Annotated in this window: 22 protein-coding genes; 10 read left to right on the forward strand and 12 right to left on the reverse strand. The window is 63.9% G+C overall.

Annotated features, from left to right (window positions below; genetic code table 11):
* Window positions 1-140: 140 nt before the first annotated feature.
* The 9 genes from ACZ89F_RS01545 to ACZ89F_RS01585 all read right to left on the reverse strand — a co-directional run bounded on the left by ACZ89F_RS01545 (window position 141) and on the right by ACZ89F_RS01585 (window position 10,623).
* Window positions 141-2,195 (reverse strand): 5'-nucleotidase C-terminal domain-containing protein, encoded by a 2,055-nt coding sequence (locus ACZ89F_RS01545; RefSeq protein ID WP_476090098.1) that lies wholly within the window; start codon window positions 2,193-2,195, stop codon window positions 141-143.
* Window positions 2,196-2,384: 189 nt separating this feature from the next.
* Window positions 2,385-2,765, reverse strand: a complete 381-nt coding sequence (gene omp10, locus ACZ89F_RS01550; protein ID WP_476090099.1) for an outer membrane lipoprotein Omp10 — start codon at window positions 2,763-2,765, stop codon at window positions 2,385-2,387.
* Window positions 2,766-2,850: 85 nt separating this feature from the next.
* A complete protein-coding gene (locus ACZ89F_RS01555) occupies window positions 2,851-4,296 on the reverse strand; it encodes a homospermidine synthase (RefSeq protein WP_476090100.1) in 1,446 nt (481 codons plus the stop codon).
* A 128-nt stretch (window positions 4,297-4,424) separates the two neighbouring features.
* Complete coding sequence (locus ACZ89F_RS01560) at window positions 4,425-5,357, reverse strand: heme-dependent oxidative N-demethylase family protein (RefSeq protein WP_476090101.1); 933 nt, start codon at window positions 5,355-5,357, stop codon at window positions 4,425-4,427.
* Window positions 5,354-5,641, reverse strand: a complete 288-nt coding sequence (locus ACZ89F_RS01565; RefSeq protein ID WP_476090102.1) for a YciI family protein — start codon at window positions 5,639-5,641, stop codon at window positions 5,354-5,356. The genes ACZ89F_RS01560 and ACZ89F_RS01565 overlap by 4 nt, the downstream gene beginning before the upstream one ends.
* A 15-nt stretch (window positions 5,642-5,656) precedes the next feature.
* The gene (locus ACZ89F_RS01570; protein ID WP_476090103.1) at window positions 5,657-6,319 is read right to left on the reverse strand and encodes an aminotransferase class IV family protein; all 663 of its coding nucleotides are present in this window, start codon (window positions 6,317-6,319) and stop codon (window positions 5,657-5,659) included.
* A complete protein-coding gene (locus ACZ89F_RS01575; RefSeq protein ID WP_476090104.1) occupies window positions 6,268-7,413 on the reverse strand; it encodes an aminodeoxychorismate synthase component I in 1,146 nt (381 codons plus the stop codon). The genes ACZ89F_RS01570 and ACZ89F_RS01575 overlap by 52 nt, the downstream gene beginning before the upstream one ends.
* A 215-nt stretch (window positions 7,414-7,628) precedes the next feature.
* On the reverse strand, window positions 7,629-8,411 hold the full coding sequence (locus tag ACZ89F_RS01580) for a proton-conducting membrane transporter (RefSeq protein WP_476090105.1): 783 nt from the start codon (window positions 8,409-8,411) through the stop codon (window positions 7,629-7,631).
* Window positions 8,412-8,775: 364 nt separating this feature from the next.
* Complete coding sequence (locus ACZ89F_RS01585) at window positions 8,776-10,623, reverse strand: M3 family oligoendopeptidase (protein ID WP_476097192.1); 1,848 nt, start codon at window positions 10,621-10,623, stop codon at window positions 8,776-8,778.
* 162 nt (window positions 10,624-10,785) lie between these two features.
* Between ACZ89F_RS01585 and ACZ89F_RS01590 the strand changes: the two genes are divergently transcribed.
* From ACZ89F_RS01590 to ACZ89F_RS01600, 3 genes are all read left to right on the forward strand, one after another.
* The gene (locus tag ACZ89F_RS01590; RefSeq protein WP_476090106.1) at window positions 10,786-12,321 is read left to right on the forward strand and encodes a sigma-54-dependent transcriptional regulator; all 1,536 of its coding nucleotides are present in this window, start codon (window positions 10,786-10,788) and stop codon (window positions 12,319-12,321) included.
* Between the two features lie 447 nt (window positions 12,322-12,768).
* Complete coding sequence (locus tag ACZ89F_RS01595) at window positions 12,769-14,613, forward strand: peptidoglycan L,D-endopeptidase MepK (protein WP_476090107.1); 1,845 nt, start codon at window positions 12,769-12,771, stop codon at window positions 14,611-14,613.
* Window positions 14,614-14,780: 167 nt separating this feature from the next.
* Window positions 14,781-14,972 (forward strand): hypothetical protein, encoded by a 192-nt coding sequence (locus tag ACZ89F_RS01600; RefSeq protein WP_476090108.1) that lies wholly within the window; start codon window positions 14,781-14,783, stop codon window positions 14,970-14,972.
* Between the two features lie 82 nt (window positions 14,973-15,054).
* Here ACZ89F_RS01600 and ACZ89F_RS01605 read toward each other — a convergent pair whose 3' ends face one another.
* A complete protein-coding gene (locus ACZ89F_RS01605; RefSeq protein WP_476090109.1) occupies window positions 15,055-15,693 on the reverse strand; it encodes a 2-dehydro-3-deoxy-phosphogluconate aldolase in 639 nt (212 codons plus the stop codon).
* A gap of 192 nt (window positions 15,694-15,885) precedes the next feature.
* On the opposite strand from ACZ89F_RS01605, the gene trhO reads away from it, so the two are divergent.
* The 3 genes from trhO to ACZ89F_RS01620 all read left to right on the forward strand — a co-directional run bounded on the left by trhO (window position 15,886) and on the right by ACZ89F_RS01620 (window position 18,832).
* Window positions 15,886-16,815: an oxygen-dependent tRNA uridine(34) hydroxylase TrhO gene (gene trhO / locus ACZ89F_RS01610; RefSeq protein WP_476090110.1), complete on the forward strand. Its 930-nt coding sequence runs from the start codon at window positions 15,886-15,888 to the stop codon at window positions 16,813-16,815.
* Window positions 16,816-16,937: 122 nt separating this feature from the next.
* Complete coding sequence (locus tag ACZ89F_RS01615; RefSeq protein WP_476090111.1) at window positions 16,938-17,675, forward strand: tellurite resistance TerB family protein; 738 nt, start codon at window positions 16,938-16,940, stop codon at window positions 17,673-17,675.
* 401 nt (window positions 17,676-18,076) lie between these two features.
* Complete coding sequence (locus ACZ89F_RS01620; protein WP_476090112.1) at window positions 18,077-18,832, forward strand: SDR family oxidoreductase; 756 nt, start codon at window positions 18,077-18,079, stop codon at window positions 18,830-18,832.
* A gap of 99 nt (window positions 18,833-18,931) precedes the next feature.
* On the opposite strand, the gene ACZ89F_RS01625 is transcribed toward ACZ89F_RS01620, so the two are convergent.
* Both ACZ89F_RS01625 and ACZ89F_RS01630 read right to left on the reverse strand, forming a co-directional pair.
* Window positions 18,932-19,306 (reverse strand): YciI family protein, encoded by a 375-nt coding sequence (locus ACZ89F_RS01625; protein ID WP_476090113.1) that lies wholly within the window; start codon window positions 19,304-19,306, stop codon window positions 18,932-18,934.
* Between the two features lie 152 nt (window positions 19,307-19,458).
* Window positions 19,459-20,643, reverse strand: a complete 1,185-nt coding sequence (locus ACZ89F_RS01630) for a pyridoxal phosphate-dependent aminotransferase (RefSeq protein WP_476090114.1) — start codon at window positions 20,641-20,643, stop codon at window positions 19,459-19,461.
* Between the two features lie 83 nt (window positions 20,644-20,726).
* Here ACZ89F_RS01630 and ACZ89F_RS01635 point away from each other — a divergent pair, with 83 nt between their 5' ends.
* From ACZ89F_RS01635 to denD, 4 genes are all read left to right on the forward strand, one after another.
* Window positions 20,727-21,413 (forward strand): GNAT family N-acetyltransferase, encoded by a 687-nt coding sequence (locus ACZ89F_RS01635; protein ID WP_476090115.1) that lies wholly within the window; start codon window positions 20,727-20,729, stop codon window positions 21,411-21,413.
* A gap of 26 nt (window positions 21,414-21,439) precedes the next feature.
* Window positions 21,440-22,411 carry a cation diffusion facilitator family transporter gene (locus tag ACZ89F_RS01640; RefSeq protein ID WP_476090116.1) on the forward strand — a complete coding sequence of 324 codons (972 nt, stop codon included), beginning with the start codon at window positions 21,440-21,442 and terminating at the stop codon, window positions 22,409-22,411.
* Between the two features lie 89 nt (window positions 22,412-22,500).
* Window positions 22,501-22,713 (forward strand): hypothetical protein, encoded by a 213-nt coding sequence (locus ACZ89F_RS01645; protein ID WP_082583170.1) that lies wholly within the window; start codon window positions 22,501-22,503, stop codon window positions 22,711-22,713.
* 16 nt (window positions 22,714-22,729) lie between these two features.
* Complete coding sequence (gene denD / locus ACZ89F_RS01650) at window positions 22,730-23,704, forward strand: D-erythronate dehydrogenase (protein ID WP_476090117.1); 975 nt, start codon at window positions 22,730-22,732, stop codon at window positions 23,702-23,704.
* Window positions 23,705-23,899: the final 195 nt, after the last annotated feature.

Here is a 23,899-nt window from a genome sequence, read left to right on the forward strand (position 1 = left end):
ACGCGAAACCAGCGATGTCGCGGCGAAACTAGCGATGCGGCGCCAGTTTTCAATGCTGCGTCTGGCCGCACCTTACCTGGAAAACAGAAAACCCGCCCGGTTTCCCGGACGGGTGTTCTGGTCGCAGACGCGAAGCGAGGTTACTTCGGCGGAATGGTCAAAGTCGCACCTACGGGAAGCCGGCGTGGCTCGTAGCCCTTGTTGGCCTCCGAGATCACCTTCCATTTGGTGCCGTCGCCATAGGCCTTCTTGGCCAGATCCCAATAGGTGTCACCGGCAACGATGACGTGGCTGCCTTCGGCCGGGGCGGCCTCGGCGGGCTTTGCCGGTTCCGCAGGTGCTGGCGCGGGAGCCGGTGCTGCTTCAGCCGGTTTTGCGGGCTCGGCCGGTGCCGGTGCGGCAGGAGGGGCCGGCGCTGTCTCTGTCGATATGGCCGGTGGTGTGTTGGCGATATCGCCTGAATTGGCCGGCAGTTCAGGCATTGCAGGCGCGGCTTCGGCAGGCTTGGCGGGTTCTGCTGGCTTTGCCGGCTCGGCGGGTTTTGCCGGATCGGTTGCCGGGGCCGCGGGCGCCGCCGCGACGGTCGCCGCGATCTCGGTGATGCGGCCGTCGAGCTTCGGCGTGTAGGGCCGGTGGGCACCGAGATAGTCGGCAACCACCTGTTCGAGGCCCGGACCGTAGTCGTAGGCATTCTTGGCCTTGTCGGCGAAGACCTTGTAGCCGTCGCCGCCCTGGCGGACATAATTGTTGGTGGCGACCAGATAGTCCTTGTCCGGGTTGATCGGCGTCCAGGCGCCGCCTTCCATGACCTCCACCGACTTGACGCGGCCGGCATTGGGCGCGACGGATTTGTCGAAGGAATATTTCAGGCCGGCGACCTGCGGGAAGCGTCCGGCGCCGTCCTCGACCTGGCTGAGGCCGCTCTCGAGGCCGGCCACCAGGTCCTTGCCGGAAATCTGGAAGGTTGCCAGCGTGTTCTGGAACGGCAGCACGGTCAGCACCTCGCCCATGGTGACGGTGCCCTTGTCGATCGAGGCGCGCAGGCCGCCGCCATTGGAGATGACGATCTCGACGCCCTGTCCCTTGACGCGGTCGAGGATGGCGTCGGAGACGAGGTTGCCCATCGCGCATTCGCGGGTGCGGCAGCTCTCGCGGCTGCCGTCGATCACGTCGGAGGTTTCCGCCACTTCCTTATTCTTCAGCGCCTCGATCGGCGCACCAAGCTCCTTGATGCGGGCGAGCACTGCCGGATCGGGCGTGATCGACTTGTCGAGATAGATCGGGTCGCCGCTGGCCGATTTGACGACGCCATTGTCGTCGAACACCACCTTGAACTCGCCGAGATATTTCGAATAGGACGCCGCCTGCACGACCGGCACCTTGTAGCCGTCCGGGTTGTCGACCATCGTCGGGTAGGGGCCTTCGGCCTTGGGGTCGGTGTTCGACAGCAGCGAATGGCTGTGGCCGCCGACCACGATGTCGATGCCCGGGATCTTGGCAATGACGTCGCGCTCGCGCTTGTAGCCGATATGGGTCACGGCGATGATCTTGTTGACGCCTTCGCCCTTCAGCTTCTCGACCTCGGCGGTGATCGACTTGACGTCGTCCTCTATTGCGACGTTGGGGCCGGGGGAAGCGAGTTCCGGCGTGTCGTTGGTGATCGCGCCGATGATGCCGATCTTCTGGCCGCCGACCTCGACGACAACAGACGGCTTGACGCGGTCGCCGAGCTTGGATTGCGCGTTGGCCTTCACATTGGCGCCCAGCACGGGGAACTTGATCATGTCGAGGAACGGCCCCAAGGCCACTTCGCCGTCGTCGAATTCGTGGTTGCCGAGCGCCATGGCGTCGAACTTCATCTCGTTGAGGAATTCGCCTTCGACCTTGCCCTTGTAGGTCGTGTAGAACAGCGAGCCCTGGAAATTGTCGCCGGCGCTGAGCAGCAGCACGTTCTGGCCTTCCAGCTTCTTGCGCTCCTGGGCGATCGCGGTGATCAGCCGGCCCGCGCCGCCGATGCACTCGCCCTTGGTCTCCTCGTCGGCCGAGCAGGTCGATTCATATTTGTTGTTGCCCTCGATGCGGCTGTGCCAGTCGTTGATGTGCAGGATGTTCAGCGTGTAGTCGGCAAAGGATGCGCCGGCCGACAGGCCGAGTGCTGAGGCGGACAGGGCGGCAATGGCAGCAAGCTTCTTCATCTTCGTCTCCCGGAAAGCTGATCAGAGGCCTTTAACGCTCTTGCTTGACTGGAACATAACAGTCGGCGCTTTGGCCATGTTCCCATCGCGTTCCGGATGACGCAAGCGGAAATCCGGGAACCTTTGCCGGCACAAAAAAGGACGGCGGCCAATCGGCCGCCGTCCTTGGGCAAGCGAATGCTCGCTGGTTCAGGCGCGCCGTGTCAGCACGAAATTCTGGCCGCTTGAACTGGTGCAGTTGAGCTGGCTTGTCGAAACCATCAGGCAGTTGAAGCTGACCGCGGTCTGGCGGATCAGCGACGTGCCGTTGATCTGCACCGACGTGGCGCCGGTCATCGTGTAGCTGCCATCGGCAAGCTTCTGGCCGGTGTCGGTGGCGACGGTCGTGAAGGTGCCGCCGGCGAAGGTCGACAGGCCGGTTCCCTTGGCGTCGATCCAGGAGCCCTCGACGCCTTTCGGCGCCGACGCCATCGGCGGCTCATTGGGGCCACTGGTCGTACAAGCAGCAAGCCCGGCCAGGGCTGCCGCCGCTACGCTCATCGAAAGAACTTTGCGCGCAATGTTGTTCATATGAAAATCCTCTCCTCAGTCCGCATCCCTTCAATCGCCCGATTTCCGGGCGATTGCAAGGCAATGGAGTATCCGGGGCAGACCGCTATCGCACGAGGATGTTGCGGAACTGCCACGGGTCGTTGCGGTCGAGGTCTTCCGGGAACAGGCCGGGGCGATTATCGAGCGGCGTCCAGTCGGTGTAGTAGCCCTTGACCGGTCCGAGATACTGGGACTGCACGTCCAGGCAGCGCTTGTAATCCATCTCATCGGCTTCGACGATGCCGGCCTCGGGATTCTCCAGCGCCCAGACCATGCCCGAGAGCACCGCCGAGGTGACCTGCATGCCGGTGGCGTTCTGGTAGGGCGCCAGCTTGCGCGCCTCGGCGAGCGACAGCTGCGAGCCGTACCAGTAGGCGTTCTTGTCATGGCCGTAGAGCAGCACGCCGAGTTCGTCGACACCGTCGACCAGCTCGTTCTCGTCGAGCACGTGGTGCACCGGCTGAGGCTTGCCGGCGGCGCCGAACATCTCGTCCAGCGACAGCATCGCGTCATTGCAGGGATGGTAGGCATAGTGGCAGGTCGGGCGATAGTGCACCTTGCCCTTCTTGGAGCGCACGGTGAAGAAGTCGGCGATCGAGATCGCCTCGTTGTGCGTCACCAGGAAGCCGTACTGGGCGCCGGGCGTCGGGCACCATGAGCGCACGCGCGTGTTGGCGCCGGGCTGCTCCAGATAGATGGCGGCCTTCGAACCGTGCTTGTGCTTCTTGGCGTTCTTCGGCATCCACGTCTCATGCGTGCCCCAGCCGAGCTCGGCGGGCTGCAGACCCTCGGAGATGAAGCCCTCGACCGACCAGGTGTTCCAGAACACGTCCATCGGCTTCGGTTTCTTGGCGCGCTGGGTGTCGCGTTCGGCAATGTGGATGCCCTTGACGCCGGCCTTCTTCATCAGCTTGGCCCAGCCCTCGCGATCGTCTTGCGCGGGCTCTGAAAACTCGAGGCCAAGATCGGTGGCGAGGTTGACCAGCGCCTGCTTGACGAACCACGAGACCATGCCGGGATTGGCGCCGCAGGTGGAGACCGCCGTCGCGCCGCCGGGCTTGTCGTGCTTTTCCTTGAGGAGCGACTCGCGCAGAGCATAGTTGGTGCGGCTGGCGTTGTCTGCCTTGGCGTCGAAATAGAAGCCGAGCCATGGCTCGACGACGGTGTCGATGTAGAGCACGCCGAGCTTGCGGCAGAGCCGCATCAGATCCACCGAGCCGGTATCGACCGACAGGTTGATGCAGAAGCCCTGGCCGCCGGCATTGGTCAGAAGCGGCGTCAAGAGCTTCTTGTAGTTCTTCTCGGTCACCGCTTCCTGGACGAAGGCGATGCCGCGCTCGTCGAGCAGCTTGCGGTCGGTGTCGCGCGGGTCGATGACCGTCATGCGCGACTTGTCGAACTTGAAATGGCGTTCGATCAGCGGCAGCGTTCCCCGTCCGATCGAGCCGAAGCCGATCATCACGACAGGGCCGGTGATTTCACCGTAAACGGGCCAGTTTTCATTCGCCATTTTATCGAGCACTCCTTCAAAACCCAGGAAACTGGGAAAACACGCGCAAAACCGGGCATTTTTGCCCGGCGGCCATGCGCTACATCACAGATCATTGTCACAAACCAGCGAAAAGCGCCAACCAGCGGTCAGCCGTCATTGGCCATGTGGTTAAGGACCGACATAAGCCGGTCGCGGTCTGCGGTCAGGCCCTTGTAGTCGAGCTGGGCGAGATCGAGTGCTTCGAGCTGGGCGGCGAAAGACACAGCCAGCGTTGCCCGATCCGGGTGCCGGGCGAGCACGGCGAGAGGGTCGAGATGGATGCGGATGGTGAACAGGATATCGCGTGCAACAGGCAGTTTGCGCAGGGTTTGCCGCTCGACGCGGATGAAGGCATGGGCGTCGATGTCGCCATCGGGAAAGCGCGATGGCCGGTTGGTGGCGCGGTCGATGCGCTGCAGGTCGGAGAGCGGATGGTAGAGCGCGTTGTCGGACTGGATCGACCAGTTGTAACGCTCGACGGCCTGCCCCTGGAGGCCATCGAACATCCTGTTTATCAGTTCGGCCGGACGTGTGCCCGGGCCGAAACCCGGCACCGGCGCGTGGATGTCCTGCAGCGGCTTACCGAACTTTTCCAGAAGCGACCAGGACGAGGGAAAGCAGAGCGAGCCGGCAACCAGCCGCCAGCCGCTGTCACTGCGGCGCATCAGGATCAGGTCTTCCTGGATGAGCTGCGAGGCCCTGGCCAGCGGCGCATCGGCGAGGGAAGCAGGCAGGCGGCCGGCGGCGCCCACCACCTCGACACCTGATCCGGCGCGCCGATAGGTTTCGGGAAACCTCTCCAGCAGATGCGCGCGGAGCAAGTCGAGCACTTCCTGCTGCGCGTCCCGTGTGCCGTCCTCCTCGACGAAAACCCGCTCGGGGATTTCGGCATAGAGCCGGTGCTTCTCGGCGAGATACGGCAGCAGATGGTCATCGACCTCGATCCAGTCCGCCGGATCGAGCGGCTTCAGGCCGATGCTGAAGAGTTTCGACGAGCCGTCATAGGGCGTGTGGGTGGGCAGCGCCTCGGCCAATCTCATGCTTCCCTAAACGTATCGAGTCCGGCGGCGGTCATCCGCGCCAGGAATTCGGTGACATCATAGTCGGCCGCGCCTGCCTTGGCGAAAGGGTCGGCTGCCAGCCTGGCGTCGAGCACGTCGCGCGGGCATTGCGCGATGATGATGCCGCCGATTCGCGGTTTCTTCGGCCCGGAGGCGACGAAGATGCCTTCCACATAGCAGGCCTTCAGCCATTCGACATGCGCAGCCTGGAGCTGGTCGATCTCGGTCAGCGGCACCTTGTACTTCAGCGATACGACGAACACTGTCTTGGGCGCCTCTCAGGCAAGTTTGGCCGGGATCAGTCCGCGCAGCGAATTGCCGACGAACAAGGCCCTGGCGGATTTCAGATCGTCCAAGCTGTAGATCGCTTCGCGGGCGCGGCCTTCATCCAGAAGCGCGGCGCGCAATACGCCAGGCAGCAGGCCGCAATCGAGCCGCGGCGTCACCAGCACGCCGTCGCCGAAATGGGCAAAGACATTGGTGATGGTGCCTTCACAGATCTCGCCGCGCTCATTGGCCAGGATCACCTCGTCGGCCTGGGTGATGAGATATTCGGCGCGGGCATGCGTGTAGACCTGTCGCCGGCTGGTCTTGTGGCGCAGCAGCGTGTTGCTCGAATCGAGCCTCGTCCGTGCCAGCCGCAGCGTCCAGACCTTGTCGGCGGCGAGCGGTTCGTAGGGTTGCGCTGCGGCGGTCACCTCGCCGTCATGCGACAAAACGAGGCGCGTGCGCAGGGCAATGCCGGACCCGCTGACCGCGCTGCTCAGCGCCTCGCCGACCTTGCCCGGATCATAACGGAAGCCGAGCTCCGCCGCCGAGCCATAGAGGCGCGCGAGATGGCGATCGAAGCGCAGGAAGCCCGAGCCGGGTTCCCAGCGCATGGTTTCGATCAGCTGGAAATCGGCGGTGTTCCCGTCGCGAAGCGCGCTTTCAGCAGACACTCCTGATACTCCTCCTGCGCCGTCGAATCGAAGACGACGCCGCCACCGACATTGTAGACGGCCTCGCCGCCGGAAAAGAGCGAGATGGTGCGGATCGCCACGGAAAAGCGCATCGTGCCGCCGGGCGCGATCCAGCCGATGGCGCCGCAATAGGCGTCGCGCGGCGTGCCTTCCAGATCGCGCAGGATTTCCATCGCACGGATCTTTGGCGCGCCGGTGATCGAGCCGCACGGAAACAGCGCCGCGAAGATTTGGCGGATCGAAAGCCCCGGCAGCAGTTTTGCCCTGACGTCGCTCACCATCTGGTGGACCGTCGGATAGGTCTCGATGCGGAACAGCGCCGGCACGTCCAGCGTGCCGACCTCGCTGATCAGCGAGATGTCGTTGCGCAGGAGATCGACGATCATGCGGTTTTCGGCCTGGTTCTTCTCGTCGTTGCGCAGGAAGATCTTCTGCCGTTCGTCCTCGGCCTTGGTGGCGCCGCGCGGTGCGGTGCCCTTCATCGGATGCGTCTCGATCATGCCCTCGGCGTCGATCTCGAAGAACAGCTCGGGCGAGCGCGACAGCACGATGGGTTCGCCGAGCGCGACCAGCGCGCCATATTTCACCGGCTGGCGTTCGGTCAGCGCATCGAAGGCGGCCAGCGGGTTATCAGACCATTGCGCATGCACCGGAAAGGTCAGATTGCCCTGGTAGCAATCGCCCTGCCTGATGTGCTGGTGCAGTCGCGAGAACCGCTTCTCGTAGTCCTTGGGCGACCAGGACGCGCGGGCGTCGAAGATCGGACCATTGGTCGCCGCTGCGTTGCGGGGCGGCACCGCCTCTTCGACCGGCGCATCGAAAACCCCAAGGCAGACGAGTGGAGCGCGGCGCCCGTCCGGCAGCAAGGGAACGAGCTTCGGTTCGAGCAGATACCCCGCCTCGTAGGAGAAATAGCCGGCCAGCCATTTGCCGGCGTCGTGCGCGGCTTGCGCTGCCGCCAGTGCCGGCAGGAAATCCTTTGCCTCATGCGCGACGATGACATCGGCCGGCCGGTCGAAGACGAGCTGGCGCGCGCTTTCGTCGTTGCGGAAAATGGCGGCGGGCAGGGACATGGGCACCGGATGCTGCGGTCAATGAAGCCGTTGACCGCTCTATATGGGGGGCCGCTCGCGCGCAATCGAGGGAACGGCACGCTGCCACTCAAAGCCGACCTTTGGGCCGACCCCTGGGTCGACTTTGGGTCGCCTCCGGGCGAACCCGGGGGCAAAAGCAAACGGCGGCACCATATTGGCGCCGCCGGTTGCAATCTTCAGCTCTTGCCTGGCGATCAGGTGTTGCTGGCGGTTCCCGCGGTTGGAAACTGCTTGGCGAATTCCTTCTCGTTGCCGGCGGCGAGCAGCTTGGCCTGCTCGATCCAGCGTTCGCGCGCGATGCGGCCGTCGAAATTCATCACGTCCTCGATCCGCTTGACATCGGCGGCTGTCCAGCCGGCGATCTGGGCGAAGCTGGTGACGCCTTGCGCCTTGAGCAGCTTCTCATTGACCGGGCCGATGCCGATCAGCCGGCGCAGATTGTCAGGCTTGCCGGATGCTGGCTTGGCCGTTGCCGGTACAGCTTTCTTGGCTGGTGCTGGCTTTGGCGCGGTTGAGCTCTTGGCGGGCGAGGTCGCGGCCGCGGGCTTGCTCGCTGCGGCGGGTTTCGGCGCTGCCGGCTTTGGCGCCGCCGGTTTCGCAGCCGTCGGCTTTGCAGGGGCGGCCTTCGCGGCGGCCGGCTTAGCCGGCGCGGGTTTTGTGGCGGCAGATTTGGCGGTCGCGGGGGTCGACATCAGGGCTGCGGACGCCTGGCCTGCCGGCTTTGCCGCGCTGCTCCCGGCAGCAGGTGCGGCCTGCGCCTCGCGCAACCGGCGCTCGAGGTCGGCGCGGGTCTTGCCGCATGCATCGAGTTCACCGGTCAGGCGGTCGCTGTCGCCGCGCAGCCTGTCGCGCTCGCTGCGCGTACGATCGAGGTCGCCGCGCAAGCTGTCGAGTTCACCGCGCAGGCGTCCCCAGAGGAACCAGCCCACCAACACGCCTACCAGGAACGCCAGGAGCATGTAGAAAAAAGTGCCCATTGTCTCTCTCCAGTCAGATCCGTCTGCCGTGGGTCATGACCTTCGGCGAAGGACTACTCGATGGTGGTTCCGCGGTTCGCAGAACAGCCGGCTTCGGTTCGAGCTGTCGACGATCGGCTTTGCTCGCCCATGGCCAACGGCTGTTGTCGCGTTCGCCTGAGCGCCACGGCCGGCTGAGATTTTTTCCTCGCCGATCCGCACGCGCTCCGGCTGAGCTTGGCGCGAAGGCTATCATAGAGCTTGTGGAAAGCTATCGGAAAACTTCGGTGGAGAGTACTTCAAGAACAGATATTTAGGCCAATAATTGAGCCATCCCAACATGCATTCCGGCTAAACTGTTCTGCGAGTGGGCGCCGCTTGCGTTTCAAGCGTCGAGCGCTTCCAACTCATCGATCAGGCCGCTGATGACGCCAAGCCCGATCTGCCAGAAGGCGGGATCGGTGGCGTCAAGGCCGAAGGGCGCCAGAAGCTCGGAATGATGCTTGGTGCCGCCGGCGCGCAGCATCTCGAAATACTTGTCCTGGAACCCGCGCTCGGCGTTTTGGTAGACCGCGTAGAGCGAGTTCACCAGGCAGTCACCGAAAGCATAGGCATAGACGTAGAAGGGCGAATGGATGAAGTGCGGAATGTAGGTCCAGAACACCTCGTAGCCTTCGCGCAGCTTGATCGCGGGACCCAGGCTTTCGGCCTGCACTTCGAGCCAGAACTGGCCGAGCCTGTCGGAGGTCAGTTCGCCATTCTTGCGCTCGGCATGCACCTTGCGCTCGAATTCATAGAAGGCGATCTGGCGCACGACCGTGTTGATCATGTCCTCGACCTTCTGGGCGAGCATGGCCTTGCGCTCGCGCCGGTCGGTGGTCTGGTCGAGCAGCGAGCGGAAGGTCAGCATCTCGCCGAAGACGGACGCCGTCTCGGCCAGCGTCAGCGGCGTCGAGGCCATCAGCGCGCCCTGGCCGCTGGCCAGCACCTGATGCACGCCATGGCCAAGCTCATGCGCCAGCGTCATCACATCGCGCGGCTTGCCCATGTAGTTGAGGAGGACGTAAGGGTGCGCCGACGGTACGGTCGGATGCGCGAAGGCGCCGGGCGACTTGCCAGGCCGCACCGGCGCGTCGATCCAGTTGCGGTCGAAGAAGGTTCGCGCGATCTCAGCCATGTCGGGCGAAAAACGCTGATAGGCCGACAGCACGGTGTTCCTGGCCTCGTCCCAGCCGATGATCGCCTGCGGCGTATCCGGCAAAGGCGCGTTGCGGTCCCAGTGGTTCATCACCTCCATACCCAGCCAGCGCGCCTTCATCGCGTAGTAGCGGTGCGACAGGCGTGGATAGGCATCGCGCACGGCCGAGGCCAGGGCATCCACCACGCTGCGCTCGACACGGTTGGCGAGGTGGCGTGAATCGGCGATATCCTCGAAGCCGCGCCAGCGGTCGGATATCTCCTTGTCCTTGGCCAGCGTGTTGGTGATCAGCGTGAAGGTGCGCAAATGTTTGCGGAAGGTCGTGGCCAGCGCCTCGGACGCCCGTCGACGCACCTCGCCATCGGCGTCCTGCAGGCGGTTCAGCGCCGGCTCCAGCGTCAGTTCCTCGCCGTCGATGTCGAAGCGAAGGTCGGTCATCGTCTCGTCGAACAGCCGGTTCCAGGCGCCGCGCCCGGTGATCGATTTTTCGTGGAAGAGCTGCTCGACACGGTCCTCGAGCTGGTAGGGCTTGTCCTTGCGCAGATCGAGCACCCACGGCCGGTAATGGCCGAACGCGGGATCGCCGGCGAGCGCGCCTTCGATGGCGGCATCGTCGATCAGGTTGAGTTCGAGCGCGAAGAACAGAAGGTGCGCGCTGGCGTCGGTCATCCTCTCCTGGATGTCGCCATAGAGCTTGGCACGCTGCGGATCGGCGGTGTTGCCGGCATAGACCAGTCCCGCATAGGAGACGATGCGGCCGATCAGTTCCTCCAGCGCCTCGTAGGCGACAAGCGCCTCGCCCAGCCTGCCGGCACTGCCGCGCGCGGCCTCGGCGGCCAGCGTGCCCTTCCAGCGGCTCTCGAAGCTGATCGCATCAGTGGCGGCCTTGGCGATGTCGCGCTTCAGTTCCGGCGCATCCATGCCGGCATAAAGATCGGCAAGGTTCCATTCCGGCAGGTCGCCAAGCTCGGCCGCGCCCTGACTGGACGCCGGCGCCGCCAGCTGCCGAGCAGAAACCATGCGCCCAGTAACCATGTGCATTGCCGACACCTTCCGTGGCCGAGGTTCAAGGGGAAACGAGAAGCCGGTCAAATCCTAAGGAATTCATTCACCGGGTTTTTTGAAACCTTATTTAGAACCCTGTGCCAAGATGGTCCACAGGGCAGAATTCCTCGGGCGGGCGTAGTCATACCAGTCATGACAGGTTCCATACTCATAGTCGATGACGATCCCGTGCAGCGCCGGCTGCTCGAAGCGGCGGTGACGCGGTTCGGCTACACGGCCATCGTCGTCGATGGCGGCGCGGCCGCTCTCGATATCCTCGATGGGCCCGGCGCCCGCGAGGTTTCGGTGGTCATCCTCGATCTGGTCATGCCCGGTCTCGACGGTATCGGTGTGCTCAAAGCGATGCGCGAGCGCGACATAAATGTCCCGGCCATCGTGCAGACGTCGCAGGGCGGCATCGAGACCGTGGTTTCGGCGATGCGCCACGGTGCCTTCGATTTCGTCGTCAAGCCGGCGTCTCCCGACAGGCTGCAGGCGTCGATCGGCAATGCGCTCAAGGTCGAGGCCGTCGAGGGCGAGGTCAAGCGCACGTCGCGCCGGCGGGGCGGCCTTCTGACCTTCAAGGACATGATCACGCACAGCCCGGCCATGGACAAGGTGATCCGCCTCGGCCAGAAGGCTGCGGCATCCAACATTCCAATCCTGATCGAGGGCGAGTCCGGCGTCGGCAAGGAGCTGGTGGCGCGTGCCATCCAGGGCAGCGGCGACCGCCGCTCGAGACCCTTCGTCACCGTCAATTGCGGCGCCATTCCCGACAATCTGGTCGAATCGATCCTGTTCGGCCACGAGAAGGGCTCGTTCACCGGCGCCACCGACAAGCACACCGGAAAATTCGTCGAAGCGCATTCGGGCACGCTGTTTCTTGACGAGATCGGCGACTTGCCGCTCGACGTGCAGGTCAAGCTGTTGCGCGCCGTGCAGGACGGTGAGGTCGATCCGGTCGGCGGCCGCTCGACCGTCAGGGTCGACATCAGGCTGATTTCGGCGACGCACCGCAACCTCCTGCAGCAGGTCAAGGACGGCAAGTTCCGCGAGGATCTGTTCTATCGGTTGAACGTCTACCCGATCTTCGTGCCGCCGCTGCGCGACCGCCGCGACGACATCCCCTATCTGGTCACGCATTTCATGGACAAGGTGGCGCCGGCCGATCCGCGTCATCGCCTGCAAGGCATTTCGGCCGCGGCGCTTGCCGTGCTGCAGGCCTATGACTGGCCGGGAAACATCCGGCAGCTCGAAAATGCCGTCTTCCGGGCCTCGGTGCTTTGCGAAGGCGATGTGCTGACCACGGAGGACTTCCCGCAGATCCGGGCGCAGGTGGAAGGCACCGTCAACCTCGACATGCACGGCGATGCGCCGTCGTCGTCCCTGCCTCTGGAGGCGCGCGACGAGGAAGCCTTGCCCGGCGAGGGTGGCCCGGCGCCCGCGTCCGATCCGCCGGCCAGGCTTCAGCCTCGCTTCGGCACGTTGCGGGCGCTCGACGAACGCGGCAATGTGCGCGCGCTGGCCGATGTCGAACTCGAAATGATCAAACTCGCCATCGATCACTACAACGGTCAGATGAGCGAAGTCGCCCGCCGACTCGGCATCGGCCGTTCGACGCTCTACCGCAAGCTCAAGGAATACGGCATCGACCCGGAGACCGGCCGCGTCGACCGGCTCGCTTCCTAGAGCGAATCGCGTCTGGATTGAATCCGAAAGCCGTTCCCGTTTCCTACCGCGCTACCCCCGGTCCGGGATCACGCTTCGGCCACAAGGCCTGCGCCAGCTTGCAATGCCACAACAGGCCCTGTATCGGGCTTTCGGCGGGATTGTGGCAGGCCTGTGGGCCGCTCTGTTCACGCATTAAGGCTAACGGTAACAGATCGTGTTTGGGACGAAGGCGGAAATCTGATCTAAACCAGCGGTTTACCACGAAACCCTGTGAACGATTTTTGACGGGATATCGCCACGGTGTTACCGCATTTCGGCTTCAATAAGCGATGATTAACCATTAGGATCGATATTCGGATGTGAGGATGACACATCCGTTTGGACAAATCCGGGGACAAACGGCAGCCTGCAGGGCCTTTTGATTTGAACAGAATCGAACGACACACAAACGGGCGGCACCATCATTTGAGCGTCTGGCCGAAATGGCTGGCGGTGTTGATTGTCGCTTTTGGTTTTGTTGCCGCGGCCGCCACTGGGGCCAGCGCCGAAACACGTTCGCTGAAGCTCTATCACCTCCACACCCACGAGAAGGCCGAGATCGTCTACAAGCGCAACGGCCGCTACGTTCCCGAGGGTCTCAGGAAGATCAACATCATTCTGCGCGACTGGCGCCGCAACGAGCCGACCAAGATGGATCCGCGTCTGCTGGATCTGGTCTGGGAAGCGTACCGGGAAGCAGGCGCCACGGACTACATCCAGGTCGTCTGCGGCTATCGCTCGCCGTCGACCAACTCGATGCTGCGCAGCCGTAGCCGGGGCGTCGCCGAGAAGAGCCAGCACATGCTCGGCAAGGCGATGGATTTCTACATTCCCGGCGTGCCGCTGAAGAAGCTGCGCAACATCGGTCTCAAGATGCAGGGCGGTGGCGTCGGCTACTATCCGTCATCAGGCTCGCCGTTCGTCCATATGGATGTCGGCAATGTGCGGCATTGGCCCGGTATCAGCCGCCAGGAACTGGTCAGCCTGTTCCCCAATGGCAAGACGCTGCATGTGCCGAGCGACGGCAGGCCGCTGCCCGGCTTTGAGCAGGCGCTTGCCTCCTACAAGGCCCGCAAGGGTTCGGGCTCGCCGGCCATCGAGATGGCCAGCGCCGGCGGCAGCAGCAAGAAATCAGGTGGGTTCCTGTCGGCTTTCTTTGGCGGCGGCGACGACGAGGCCGACGACAGCGCCGATGTCGAGACCGCTTCGGCTGCGCCCCCACCCAAGGCCAGAAACCTGAAGCCGGCCGCGGCAGCCAGGACCAGCAACCTCCCGGGCATCGCCATCGTGGCGCCGGAGAATGCGCAGCGCGCCGAAATTCCGCAAATTGCCGAGGAGCAAGCTCCGGAGCTGGAACAGGATACGCCGGAGACGATCATCGCGGCGCTGCCGGCACGCAGCATTCCGCTGCCTGATTTCGCACCGCGGCCGAAGGCCGATGTCGGCGCCCAGCCGCCTGAGAACGTTCCTTTTGCCATGGCCGATGCGACAGCCACCACCGAGCAGGCCGTGGCGACCGCGCATGCGCCGGCGAATGTTCCTTTCGGCATGGCCGATGCAACGGCTGCCGATGCATCGGCTTCGGTTGATCCGGCCCAGGTCGCCGTCAACAACATACCGTTGCCGACATGGCGTCCCGACACTAAACTGCCAGCCGCTCTGGCTCCGCCGCCCAGCAAGGATGTGCTGATGGCGCTGGCCGAGACGGCTGATCACGGCAAGACCGCGACCGATGCGTTCTCGGTGCTGCCGACGGCGCGCCCCGAGATGGCCAGGCCGGATGCGGTCAAGGCCGTGCTCGACGAGGCCAATGCCCAGGTCGGCGCGGCCGACGCATACCAGGTTGCTTCCTTGTCCGAATCCGAGCCGCGTTCGGCCTTCAACGATCCGTCGGGCACTGACGCCGCAACGCCGCGCGAGGCTGTCGTTGCCCGCCCGGCCGGCTCCGATCCGGCAGCCGCGATCGGCGCCGGCGTCAAGACGACCCGCAAGGAATCGAGAGCTACGGCCCGCGACCTGAAGCCCGGTCCCAAGGCCATGGTGGTTGCCGCCGCGCCGCAGGCCGCCCGCTGGGCGCTGACCAGCGGCGAGCATGTCGCCGCCGTTTCAAGCTCGACGACGGCGCCGGGCTACGCCTACAGCATCGTGCACACGGCGCCGAGCGAGGTCTATACCGCCGGCTTCCAGCCGAGCAACCAGGTGGCCGATGCCAACCGCTTCACTGGCAACGCCGTCAAGTTCATGTCGGTCGCCCGCTTCCAGACCAAGTGACGACCAATCGATCGACAAAGCCGCGCCGGGCAACCTGCGCGGCTTTTTGTTGCGGGGCCGCACCGCTCGCCGCTGGTCCAATCACGCCGGTCTGACATTGCTGTGATCGTGGAACTGCCCGGCTTTTCAAGGGTTTCTCCGGTGTTCGTTCAAACCCGGGGATATCCATGAAGAACATTCTATTGGCATCGGTCATTGCGTTGGCAACCGCTTCGGCGGCCATCGCTCCCACGCAGGCCGCGACGATTGTCGTCAAGACCAACGACCATATGCATATGAAGAAGCACTGCCGGACCAAGCTGGTCACGACCTGGAAGCATCACCACAAGGTGGTCAGGGAAGTCAGGGTCTGCAACTGATCCCAGCTCAAGGCAGCTCTGGTAAAAACATCTGGCAAAACCCGGTCGACGCAAGTCGGTCGGGTTTTTCATGCCGAAAGCCTTATTTTGCGAGCTTGCTCGCCGCGCGCGCCAGGGCTTCGATCTCGTCCCACTTGCCGGCCTTGACCAAGTCGTCGGGCGCAACCCAGGAGCCGCCGACGCAGACCACGTTGGGCAGGCTGAGATAGTCGGCAGCGTTCTTGCCGGTGATGCCGCCGGTCGGGCAGAATTTCACGTCGGCGAGCGGCGAGGCGAAGGCCTTCAGCGAAGCGATGCCGCCCGACTGCTCGGCCGGGAAGAATTTGAGAAAGCGCAAGCCGGCTTCGCGCGCCGCCATGATCTCGCCAGGCGTGATGGCGCCGGGTAGCAACGGAACATCGCTGTCGGCGGCTGCCGCCAGAAGCTCGCGGGTGATGCCGGGGCTGACGATGAACCGAGAGCCTGCGCTGGCGGCCTCTTCGAACTGCCCCGCATCGAGAATGGTGCCGGCGCCGACGATGGCTTCCTCGACTTCACCAGCCACTCGCCGGATCGCTTCCAGCGCGTCGGCGGTCCTCAGCGTGATCTCGATCGCCGGCAGGCCGCCGCGTGCCAGAGCGCGGGCCAGCGGCACGGCATTGGCGACATCAGAAATCTTCAGCACCGGGATGACCGGCTGGCCGTTGAGGAGCGACAGGAGTTTTTCGGTCTTGCTGGGCATCTGTCTCTCCGTATCCTAGGGAATTTCAACCGATTAGCAGACAGGTGTTTGCCTGTCCATGAAACCGGTCGCGTCGCGATGTCACGCGTCGTCGTCGGACAGCTTACGGGCTCGTCCCCGACAGGGCCATGACAGGCACCCGGAGCCGTTTTGCCTTGAATCGGCTTTTACGAGCGTCTAGTTGCTCTGGCAATGACACCGTCCAATCCATCCCAGCCCCTTCGCGTCGCCGCGCTCTACCGGTTTGCCCGGCTCGATGCTTTCGAGGAGCTGCGCGCGCCGCTCGCTGCGTTCTGTTGCGGGCGCGGCATCAAGGGCACGCTGCTTCTGGCGCATGAAGGCATCAACGGCACCGTCGCCGGCAGTGAAACGGCGATTGCTGAACTGATCGGCTATCTCGAAGCCATCGAAGGGCTCGCCGGCCTCGAGGTCAAGTACAGCGTGGCTGCGGAAATGCCTTTCCATCGCATGAAAGTGCGGCTGAAGCGCGAGATCGTCACCATGGGTGTTGATGATATCGACCCTTCGAAAAGCGCCGGCACCTATGTCGCGCCGACCGATTGGAACGCGCTGATTTCGCAGCCCGATACTGTTATCATCGACACGCGCAACGCATACGAGGTGTCGATCGGCACTTTCAGGGGCGCGATCGACCCGGTCACCGCAAGCTTTCGCGAGTTCCCGGCCTGGGTGGAAGCGCACCGGGCGGAGCTCGAAGGCCGCAAGGTGGCGATGTTCTGCACTGGCGGTATTCGTTGCGAAAAGGCGACCGCCTATGTCAGGTCGCTCGGCTTCGAGGATGTGTTCCACCTCAAGGGCGGCATCCTCAAATACCTTGAGGAGGTTCCAGCCGAGCAGAGCCTCTGGCAAGGCGAGTGCTTCGTCTTCGACGAGCGGGTTTCGGTGTCGCACGGCCTCGCCGAAGGCGAGGCGGAACTCTGTCGCGCTTGCCGCCATCCGCTAACGCCGAGTGACCTGACGTCGCCTAAATTTGCCGCCGGTGTGTCGTGCCCGCATTGCTTCGATGCGCGTTCGGACGAGGACCGTCAGCGTTATGCCGAACGCCAGCGGCAGGTCGAACTCGCCGCAGCACGGGGCAGGGGCCGGCATATCGGATCTTAGGTTCGTCCTGGTTTTGACGGTTGCGGCAAGCGACGGTTTGTCATTGTAATGCTGGGGTACGGGACTTACCTCTGCGACGTTCGAAACCTGCCCGTTCGGCCGGGCAATCCTGGAGGCACAGAATGTTCGATCCCAAGAAGCTCCTCGACGATCTGCTCGGTTCGCAAATCCCCGGCACCAGCGGCACAGTCCGCGACAAGGCCGGTCAGGCCGTGCAGATGGCCAAGGACAATCCGCTGGCCGCCGGCGCACTGGCCGCCGTGCTGCTCGGAACCGGCGCCGGCCGTGAGGTGACGGGCGCTGCGGTGAAGCTTGGTGGACTGGCCGCGATCGGCGGCCTCGCCTACAAGGCCTACCAGAACTACAAGGCCGGCAACGCACCTGCGGAGGCGCCGGCGGCCGGCGAACCGGAATTGCTGCCGCCGCCCAAGGACACCGCCTTCCACCCGTCGCAGGCGCCACAGGGTGAGGACGAATTCACCCTGACCCTGGTGCGGGCGATGATCTCGGCGGCGAAGGCCGACGGCCATATCGACGATGACGAGCGCCAGAGGATCGCCGGCAAGCTCAGCGTGGCCGGCATAGGCTCCGATGCCGAAAAGTTCCTGATGGCGGAGCTGGCAAGCCCGCTCGACCTCGACACGCTGGTGGCCGGCGCCAAGACCGATGCGCAGAAGCTCGAACTCTATACGGCGTCGCGCCTGACCATCGATGCCGACACACGCGCCGAGCGCGGCTATCTCGATCTGCTTGCCGGCCGGCTCGGCCTGCCGGACGCGCTGGTAGACCATGTCGAGGCAACGGTTTCGGCGGCCAAGGTGCCAGCCAAGGCAGGGACCTCACCCAATCCGCGCTGGTAAGAGCCTGTTTGGAAACTCTACTCTGGCGGCCATCTGATGGCGTTTTCTGCGCTTCCGTTGCTCACGGACCCAAATGTCCGCTGCGCTCCGGTTCTCGAAACCACCATCATATGACTCGCCAGAGCGAATTTCGAAACAGACTCAAAGCCAAAACGGCACAGGCCGCCCTTTTTGTGTTAACCTTTCGTTAACCCAGCAAGCGCATCATTCTAGACAGTCGGATCGGCTTTCCTCCTCCCAAGCCCGGTCCAGATCAGGGCGGTCGCCAATGACCGCCCTTTTTGTCGAGACCTATAGGTGGACTCGCTTGCCATCGCCGCCGTCATTTGCGATGCCTTCTTTTCTCGAGCCAAACCCCGAAAATCAGTCGAGCAAGCGCAGCGCTGCCGGAGACAACAGCCATGACCGAGCAAAGAACCGCCATCGTCACCGGCGCCGGCACGGGCATCGGCAAGAGCGTCGCCACGGCGCTGCTCAAGGCCGGCTGGAACACCGTGTTCTGCGGACGCCGCAAATCCGTGCTGGATGCTGCTGTCGCCGATGCCGGCCGCACCGGTGCCAAGGCATTGGCGGTTGCCTGCGACATCTCCAAGGCTGAACAGGTCGACGATCTGTTCGAGACGGTGGCGGAGGCCTTCGGCCGTGTCGACCTGCTCTTCAACAATGCCGGCATGGGCTACAAGTCGACGCCGATCGACGAGATCCCGGTCGAGGTGTGGAACGATATCGTCGGCGTCAACCTCACCGGTTCGTTCCTGTGCGCCCGCGCCGCCTTCGGCGCCATGCGCAAGCAAAGGCCGATGGGTGGCCGCATCATCAACAACGGTTCGGTGTCGGCCTATGCGCCGCGCCCGGGCTCAGTGCCGTATACGGCAACCAAGCATGCCATCACCGGGCTGACCAAGACGCTGGCGCTCGACGGAAGGCCCTATGACATCGCTTGCGGCCAGATCGACATCGGCAATGCGCTGACCGACATGGCGCAGCCGATGACGGTCGGCGTGCCGCAGGCCAATGGGTCGATATCAGCCGAAGCTGTGATGGACGTCCAGCGCGTTGCCGACGCCGTCGTCCACATGGCCAGCCTGCCGCTCGACGCCAATGTGCTGTTCATGACCGTGATGGCGACCAAGATGCCGTTCGTCGGGCGTGGGTGAGCAGCCGGTTCGCGCAAGCGAATTCATCGTGCCAGTGACACGATGAAAGGCCGGCGAACGCCGGGACGCTGCGGAGCAGTGGGGACCCGGCTGGCTGACCTATTTCCCCGCCAGCGGCACGCCGGGCTTGAAGAGCAGAATGGGCCTGATCTCGTAAACGGCGGTAGGATTGACGCGGCGAAGGTCGCGGGCGATCGCGATTGCGTCGTCTCTCGCGGTGCAGTCGACCACATAGAGGCCGAGCAACTGTTCCTTGGTTTCGGCGAAAGGGCCGTCGATGATCATGCCGTCGCCGGGGCCACGCAGCGTGCAAGCATCGTTTGTCGCTCCCAGACGCGCGGACGGTCCAAGCGTGCCTTCCTCGTGAAGCCGGGTGTTGATCTTCAGCAGTTCGGTCATCAGTGCCGCATCTTCCTGCGGCGTCAGCGCCTTGATCGCGTCTTCCACGTGATAGGCAAGGATTGCATAGAACATCTAAGGTACCTGCTTCGATCCTGATCCAGGGGAGCGTAGCTGTTCCCAACACGCACGCCCAGCCCTCGCCGTGCGTCTCCGGACGGATCATGACACCATCATTGTCGCCAGTCGCAACCACCCGGAAAGAGGCAGCCGGCCCCCTTTGAAGCTCACTTCGCCAGGAACGTCCCGATCCTGTCCAGCGCGCGCAAGATGTTCTCCTCGGAGTTGGCGTAGGAGAGCCTGATATAGCCTTCGCCGAGAATGCCGAAATCGGGGCCGCCGATCAGCGCCACGCCGGCCTCGTCAAGCAGCGCCGAAGCGAGCTTCTTTGCTTTCCAGCCGGTCTTCGACACGTTGGGGAAGGCATAGAACGCGCCCTTGGGCGTGATGCACGAGATGTTGGGCAGGGCGTTCAGCCCCTCGACCACGATCTTCCGGCGGCGGTCGAAGGCGCGCATCATCTTGTCGACATCATCCTGCGGGCCATCGATTGCCGCGATGCCGGCAAACTGGCTCGGCGCGTTGACGCAAGACCAGCAATTGACCGCCAGCTTGCGCACCTTGTCGTAGAGATGGGCGCCCTTGTCGCCATTCGGCCAGATCGACCAGCCCATGCGCCAACCGGTCATCGCCCAGGTCTTCGACCAGCCGTTGAGCACGATCAGCCGGTCGCGGATCTCGGGAAAGCCGAGCAGCGAGCAATGCGTCTCGCCGTCATAGGTCATGACGTCGTAGATCTCGTCGGAGAGGATAGCGACCTGCGGATGCGCCGCCAGCCCCTTGACCAGTTTCTCGATCTCGGCACGGGGCGTGACGCCGCCGGTCGGATTGGCCGGCGAGTTGAGGATCAGCAGCCTGGTCTTCGAGGTGATCAGCGCCAGCGTCTCCTCGGCGGAGAAGGCAAAGCCGTTCTCCTCGCGCATCGGCACGGGAATAGGTGCGGCGCCGGTGAACTCGATCATCGAGCGGTAGATGGGAAAGCCCGGATCGGGATAGAGGATCTCGGCGCCAGGCTCGCCGAACATCAGGATCGCGGCGAACATGGTCGGCTTGCCGCCGGGCAGGATCATCACAGCTTCGGGCGATATTTCGACACCGGTGGTGGTCAGCGTGCGCCGCACCACTGCCTCGCGCGTCGCCAGCAGCCCATTGGCCGGCGTGTAGCCGTGATGGCCGTCGCGCAGCGCCTTGATCGCCGCCTCCACGATGTGCTGCGGCGTCTTGAAGTCCGGCTGGCCGATGCCGAGATTGACAATGTCGCGGCCCTGGCTCGCCAGGGCCGTCGCCCGTGCCAGGACGGCAAAGGCGTTTTCCTCGCCGAGACGGTCGAAGGCCGAAATCGTGTGGAGCATTTTTCCCGTCCGTGTGGTTCTTGCTGTTGGGTCGCGTTTTTGTGAGCCTCGGGCCGCAAAAGTCAAACGGATTGGAGCTTTCGGTGTCGGAAAATCTCAAGGATTGGCAACCGCGTCCGCGGCCCGAACGCAAGGCCATCGACGGAAGCTATGTCCGGCTTGAGCCGCTGAATGCTGCAAAACACGGCGATGGCCTGTATGAAGCGTCGTCCGTGTCCGATGTCGACGGCCGCTTCGCCTGGTTGCCCGATTATCCGCCGGAGACGCGCGCCGCCTTCCAGCCATGGCTGGACAAGGTCGAGGCCAGCGAGGATCCACTGTTCTTCACCGTCATCGACAAGGCCAGCGGCAAGGTCGCCGGACGCCAGACGCTGATGCGCATCGATCCGGCCTATGGCGTCATCGAGATCGGCAACATCTATTGGGGACCGCTTATCTCGCGCAAGCCGGGAGCGACCGAAGCGCAGTTCCTGTTCATGAAATACATCTTCGACGACCTCGGCTATCGCCGCTACGAATGGAAATGCAACAACCGCAACGAGCCCTCGAAGCGGGCGGCCGAACGATTCGGCTTCAAGTTCGAGGGCATTTTCCGCCAGCATCTCATCGTCAAGGGTGAAAACCGCGATACGGCATGGTATTCGATCATCGACAAGGAGTGGCCGGCCTTAAGCAAAGCCTATGAAGCGTGGCTCGACCCGGCCAATTTCGATGGCGACGGCCAGCAGAAGCGACGGCTTGAGGATTTTCGCGCGCAATTCGGGGCGTGAGATCAGGCGCGTAACGGGAGTTGCCATTGGCGCATACCCACGATCACAGCGGGCATGATCACGGCGCTGGCCATGTGCATGGCTCGACCGACAAGAAGCGCGTGCTTATCGCGGCCTGCCTGACCGGTGGCTTCATGGTCGCCGAAGCGCTTGGCGGCGTCCTCACCGGGTCGCTGGCGCTGCTGGCCGATGCCGGCCACATGCTCGCCGACTCGATCGCGCTCGGCCTTGCCTGGTATGCGTTTCATCTTGCCGGGCGACCGGCGACCGGTCGTCTCACCTATGGCTTCGGCCGGGTCAAGACGCTGGTGGCCTATACCAACGGCATTGCCATCTTCGTCATCGCGCTGTGGATCGTCTACGAGGCCTGGGGGCGCCTGCAGGCGCCGGCGCCAGTGCTTGGCGGGCCGATGCTGGCGGTGGCAACCCTCGGCCTGCTGGTCAATATCGGCTCGTTCTTCGTGCTGCATGGCGGCGACCGCGAGAGCCTGAACATGCGCGGCGCCATCCTGCATGTGCTGGGCGACCTGCTCGGATCGGCCGCGGCCATCGTTGCGGCGCTGGTCATCCTGGCGACCGGCTGGACGCCGATCGACCCGATCCTGTCGGTTCTGGTCTCGCTGCTGATCCTGTACACCGCGTGGTCGCTGATGCGTGAAGCCGCCCATGTCCTGCTCGAGGGCGTGCCGCCAAGCCTCGACCGTGATCTGATCGCCAGGGATATCGAGGCGACGGTTAAGGGGGTGCGCGAAGTACACCATATGCATGTCTGGTCGCTCGATGGGACCAGCAACATGGCGACGCTGCATGCCTGCCTCGAGGAGAGCGTCGATGCTTACCAGGCGGTCAGCGCCGTCAAGAAGCGGCTTGCCAGCGAGCACGGCATCAGCCATGCCACCGTGGAATCGGAATTCGGACAGTGCGCCGACGATGGCGACGACCACGACGATCACGAGCACGAGCATGACGCGCCCGCGCATCACGACCACCATCACTAGGACCGATCGATTGATGTCGGTTGGTCCTGCCGCAGGAGTTGCAAAACCTTGAAAACCAGCTTGATGAACACCCGCTGCCCCGGTGCGGCGTGATGGACCGCGACACCAGGAATGCTGTTATCGCCGCGGTGTGGATCATGCTTCTGTTCGGTATCGGCGCCTATTATCTGCCGACCGTAATGTTGGCTCTTGGCAGCCTTTCGACCGTGCTGGCCGGCGCCTTTGGCATCGTCTTCGTGCTGGCGTTTTTCTCGGTGTTCTGGCTGCGGGCCCGCAACCAGCGCAAAAACCAGGGTAAGTAGGCAAGGGATTTTCGACATGCGCATTCTGATCACTGGCGCCGCGGGCATGGTCGGCCGCAAGCTCATCGCCCGGCTGGCCAAGGACGGCACACTGCGCGGCGGCAAGATCACCGCGCTCGACCTGCATGACATCGTGCCGCCGCAGGCACCTAGCATGGACGGCATCAGCGTCACCCTCCACACTGGGGATCTCGCCGAGGCCGGTGCCACCGAGCGCCTGGTCGCGTCGCGTCCCGATGTCGTCTTCCATCTCGCGGGCATCGTATCCGGCGAGGCGGAAGCCAATTTCGATCTCGGCTACCGCGTCAATCTCGACGGTACTCGCGCCCTGTTCGACGCCATCCGGCTGGCGGGCTTTGCGCCGCGCGTCGTCTTCACCTCGTCGATCGCGGTGTTCGGCGCGCCGTTCCCGGATGTCATACCGGATGAGTTCCATCCGACGCCGCTGACCTCCTACGGCACCCAGAAGCAGATGAGCGAAGCGCTGCTGGCCGACTATTCTAGGCGCGGCTTCTTCGACGGCATCGGCATCAGGCTGCCGACCATCTGCGTGCGGCCGGGCAAGCCGAACAAGGCGGCGTCCGGCTTCTTCTCCGGCATCATCCGCGAGCCGTTGAGTGGCCACGAGGCGATCCTGCCGGTGCCGCGCTCGGTCGTGCACACGCACGCCAGCCCGCGTTCGGCGGTCAATTTCCTGATCCATGCGGCGGAGATCGACAGCGCCGCGGTCGGGCCGCGCCGCAACCTGACGATGCCCGGCGTCGCCGTCACCGTGGGCGAGCAGATCGAGGCGCTGGAACGCATCGCTGGGCCGAAGGTGGCGAGCCTGATCCGCGAGGTGCCGGACGAGACGATCTGGGCGATCGTCAAGGGCTGGCCGACGCGGTTCGAGGCAAGGCGCTCGAGGGAACTGGGCTTCAGTGCCGAAAAGAGTTTTGACGAGATCATCCGCGCTCATATCGAGGATGAGCTCGGCGGCAAGGTGTATTGATATTCAGGTGATGCCGGCCTGCGAACGGCTGATACCTGCGCTTCCCCGTTCTACTGCGTCGCAGTAGAACTGTGCTCACGTACTTAAGTACGCTCCGCTCCGGTTCTCGGTATCAACCTAGTCTGGTCGCTTCGCGCCCGTCTTCGACTCCGGCACGGCCTGACCTGAATCTCAACACACCTTCTGGCGCTCCTT

It is taken from the genome of Mesorhizobium sp. USDA 3734 (assembly GCF_056279665.1).